The 3517-nt window shown below is 54.6% G+C and carries 6 protein-coding genes; 3 read left to right on the top strand and 3 right to left on the bottom strand.

The genetic code is table 11. The features are described from left to right. The first annotated feature begins 76 nt into the window (after window positions 1-76). Window positions 77-1366: an O-acetylhomoserine aminocarboxypropyltransferase/cysteine synthase family protein gene (locus VLV32_00030; GenBank protein HUL40287.1), complete on the top strand. Its 1290-nt coding sequence runs from the start codon at window positions 77-79 to the stop codon at window positions 1364-1366. Window positions 1367-1382: 16 nt separating this feature from the next. Here the strand turns inward: VLV32_00030 and VLV32_00025 are convergent, their stop codons facing one another. Then, entirely contained in the window at window positions 1383-1595 is a 213-nt protein-coding gene (locus tag VLV32_00025) for a KTSC domain-containing protein (GenBank protein ID HUL40286.1), read from the bottom strand. Window positions 1596-1753: 158 nt separating this feature from the next. On the opposite strand from VLV32_00025, the gene VLV32_00020 reads away from it, so the two are divergent. Further along, window positions 1754-1996 carry a DUF3567 family protein gene (locus tag VLV32_00020; GenBank protein HUL40285.1) on the top strand — a complete coding sequence of 81 codons (243 nt, stop codon included), beginning with the start codon at window positions 1754-1756 and terminating at the stop codon, window positions 1994-1996. A 241-nt stretch (window positions 1997-2237) separates the two neighbouring features. After that, window positions 2238-2723 carry a hypothetical protein gene (locus VLV32_00015; GenBank protein HUL40284.1) on the top strand — a complete coding sequence of 162 codons (486 nt, stop codon included), beginning with the start codon at window positions 2238-2240 and terminating at the stop codon, window positions 2721-2723. A gap of 90 nt (window positions 2724-2813) precedes the next feature. Here VLV32_00015 and VLV32_00010 read toward each other — a convergent pair whose 3' ends face one another. Both VLV32_00010 and cpsB read right to left on the bottom strand, forming a co-directional pair. Beyond that, complete coding sequence (locus VLV32_00010) at window positions 2814-3254, bottom strand: DUF3617 family protein (GenBank protein ID HUL40283.1); 441 nt, start codon at window positions 3252-3254, stop codon at window positions 2814-2816. 110 nt (window positions 3255-3364) lie between these two features. Beyond that, the coding region (gene cpsB / locus VLV32_00005; protein ID HUL40282.1) for a mannose-1-phosphate guanylyltransferase/mannose-6-phosphate isomerase at window positions 3365-3517 on the bottom strand (153 nt) is incomplete at its 5' end.

Here is a 3517-nt window from a genome sequence, read left to right as displayed (position 1 = left end):
TACGTGCTGGCGGCGGCACTTTTTTCACAATCGTATCCTGTAAAATCGCAATCTTCATTCCAGAGGATGGATACTCATGGCTGACAGAAAATTCGGTTTCGGCACTCTGTGCCTTCACGCCGGCCAATTGCCGGATCCCGCAACCGGGTCGCGCGCAGTTCCGATTTACCAGACCACGTCCTATGTTTTCGATAGTGCGGATCACGCGGCGAGCCTGTTCAATCTGCAAACCTTCGGCAACGTCTATACGCGCTTGATGAATCCCACGACCGCGGTGTTCGAAGAGCGCATGGCGGCATTGGAAGGCGGACGCGCGGGCCTTGCCCTGGCTAGCGGAATGGCGGCGCAGATGACCGCGATCTTTACCCTGCTTGAGCAAGGCGACGAGCTGGTCTCGGCGAGCACGTTATACGGCGGCACCTATTCGCAGTTCGAGGTGAGCTTCAGAAAACTTGGCATCAACACCACGTTCGTCAACCCCGACGATCCGCAGAATTTCAAAAAAGCACTCACCAAAAAAACCAAACTGATTTACGCCGAGACCATAGGCAATCCGTTGATGAACGTGCTCGATATCGAGCCGGTTGCGGCAATTGCCAAGGATGCCGGCATTCCGCTCATCATCGACAATACCTTTCCGTCGCCGTATCTGTGCCGCCCGATGGAGCACGGCGCTGACATCGTGGTGCATTCCGCGACCAAATATATCGGCGGGCACGGCACCACCATGGGCGGAGTGATCGTCGAATCCGGTAAATTTCCGTGGGACAACGGCAATTTCCCGGGAATGATGGAGCCCTCGCGCGGCTATCACGGCGTGCGCTTTCACGAAACCTTTGGCGATTTCGGCTACACCATGAAGGCGCGCATGGAAACGCTGCGCACGTTCGGCCCGGCGCTTTCGCCCTTTAACGCTTTCCTGCTGCTGCAAGGGTTGGAAACCTTGCATATCAGAATGCAGCGGCACTGCGAAAATGCGCTGGCGGTCGCCAAGTTTTTGCAAGATCACCCGCGGGTTTCCTGGGTGAATTATCCCGGGCTGCCGGATAACAAATACTACGACTTGGTGAAAAAATATCTGCCGAAAGGCGCAAGCGGCATCCTCGCTTTCGGCATCAAAGGCGGCGAGCCGGCCGGGGTGAAGTTCATCGAAGCCGTGCAGTTTCTAAGCCACCTCGCCAATGTCGGCGATGCCAAGACATTGGTGATTCATCCTGCGTCCACCACCCACCGCCAGCTTTCGGAAGAAGAGCAAATCTTGGCCGGTGTTACCCCCGACATGGTGCGTATCTCGGTCGGACTGGAGGAAATCGACGACATTCTTTGGGACATCGACCAGGCCTTGGAAAAGTCGCAGCAGGCCTGAACTTAATTAAAGCTGCCTAGCGAACGCGCCGGGCGGTGAACTCCTCCTCGATGTTGTCCTTGAAATAACTCGCTATCGCAGGGGCGGCCATGAGCTTGCGATATATCTCCGGCGACACCCGCGAATACTGATAAATGCTGCCGCTGGTAAATTCGATTTCCAGCGTCTGCGAACCGGCCTCGTAGCCCACTGAGCGAATAGTGCTCGAACTGACGCTTTTGCGCTCCATAACCTTTCCCTCCTCATTGATCATATTACCAAATCTTCCCCATTCCCTTGAAAATCCAAGGCTTGCGCCCATATTAAACATCAGAGAGAGAGCTGGAACGCTAAATGCTTAGGAGAAAGGTGAAAGCGTTCGGCCAATATGAAATGTGAGGTATGACAATGAACTCTATGAATGTTGTATACAGTAGCCCGCATTACTATGTGGCGGAATACCCTGTCGAGAACGGGTTTGAGCTGATCAACCTGCATCAGGGGACCGGCACGTTTCTGCGCGGGGAAGTTGCAGCCTCCTTCCGCCGCTCGCTGGCAACCGTCATCGCAGGCAGTCCCACTGTCGAGACCGTGGACGAATTTCTGGAAAGATTCGATGGGCTGATGACGCAGCCTGCCGTATTACATTGAAACAGGCCCGCCTGCTTGGGGGGAGCAGGCGGGTCCCGTAGGGTTCAATCCGAACCAAAACAATCTATTTAAGCAGCAAACCCGCCCTGTTCGCCGCAACGGGTTTCCGTCGTTTGGGTCCGAGGGAAAAATGCGCATTGGAGGCGTCGAGAGCCTAAGACCGGCAAGGGGTTGAGGAATAAACCGGGAGGGTAATCCAGCGGTAGGCTTGCCGCCTGATTTGTGCTATAAATCACGCAACATGAAAAGCATGATCCGCCCTTTCCTGTTTGCAGCTGTCATTTTGGCTGCGGGTTTTGTGTCTGGGTGCAGCGGTAATCCCACGGTGACTTCTACACCCACCCCGATCACTGGGCAGCCGAGTAAATACCAGCCTCTCACGGATATTCCGATTCCCAGCGAATCCAAGCTGGATACCGAGAATTCTGTGATCCTCGGGGACCCTCAACACTGGGTGGGGCGAGCGGTGTTAAACGTGAATCTCTCGATGGCTGACGCAAGTGTTTTTTACCAAAAACAGATGCCGTCCTTCGGCTGGGAGCTGGTTACCGTTGCTCAAGGCAAAACCACCAATATGACTTTTACCCGCCCGGATCGTGTGGCATCGATGCAGATTGAACCGAAAACGTTCGGCGGCTCAACGGTGACCATCCTCATGTCGCCACGCGAACTAAAGGAAGTACCGAATCCAGCGCCGCAACCCGAGCCGGCGCCCCAAGCTAAATAAACTCCGTATAAACTCAGTGCCAATAACAAAACAGCCCGCTGAGCCGGGCTGTTTTGTTTCCATTTGCAGGATACAAAATTCAGCAGGGGATCACTGCGGACAAGGACCGAGACGCGTGCCGTTGAAGGTCTCGCTCATTTGTTTTTCCTCGTCTTTTTTGCCGATGGTCAGCTTGGTTGATCCGGCAAAGCTGGTGCCGCTGTAGGTTACGGAACCCGTGCCTATGATGGGATTTTCTCCGCCGCAAACGATGTTCCAACTTGCCTGGTTTCCGATTACTTTGTAATCCTTCACTTGACACGAGTGGTGGCGGAGGTCCGGTTGGTGCATTCGGCCCTTGCCGCGCTCGATATCTTTCTTGGTAATGCAATGCTTCACTGTGTATTCCCGTTCTTTTTTAGTCGGTCCCGAAATTTCTATCTTGGTGGTGACCTCCCACAAGCCCTCCTCCATATTCGGCAATTCGGCCACGGCGGGGCTGGCTACCAAGCCCAGGATAGGAAGGAGACAGACGAGCAATAGATTTTTCATGCGCCTCTCCCTGTGAGGTAAAGCTCATACATCATAGCAGAACCGGCCCCGATTGAAGGGAGGGGCGAAGATCAAAGCAATTCTCACAGCAGCCTGCGGATGCCCCCCGCTTAACGGCGCCCGTAAGCGTCCTCGAAGCGCACAATGTCGTCCTCGCCAAGATAGGCGCCGGATTGCACTTCGATAATTTCCAGCGGGACCTTTCCGGGATTTTCCAGCCGATGCCGCGTGCCGATCGGAATAAACGTCGATTCATTTTCCGA

It is taken from the genome of Burkholderiales bacterium, from assembly GCA_035518095.1.
In the GTDB taxonomy this organism is placed as follows: domain Bacteria; phylum Pseudomonadota; class Gammaproteobacteria; order Burkholderiales; family JAHFRG01; genus JAHFRG01.
This window is presented reverse-complemented; position numbering and strand designations above follow the sequence as displayed.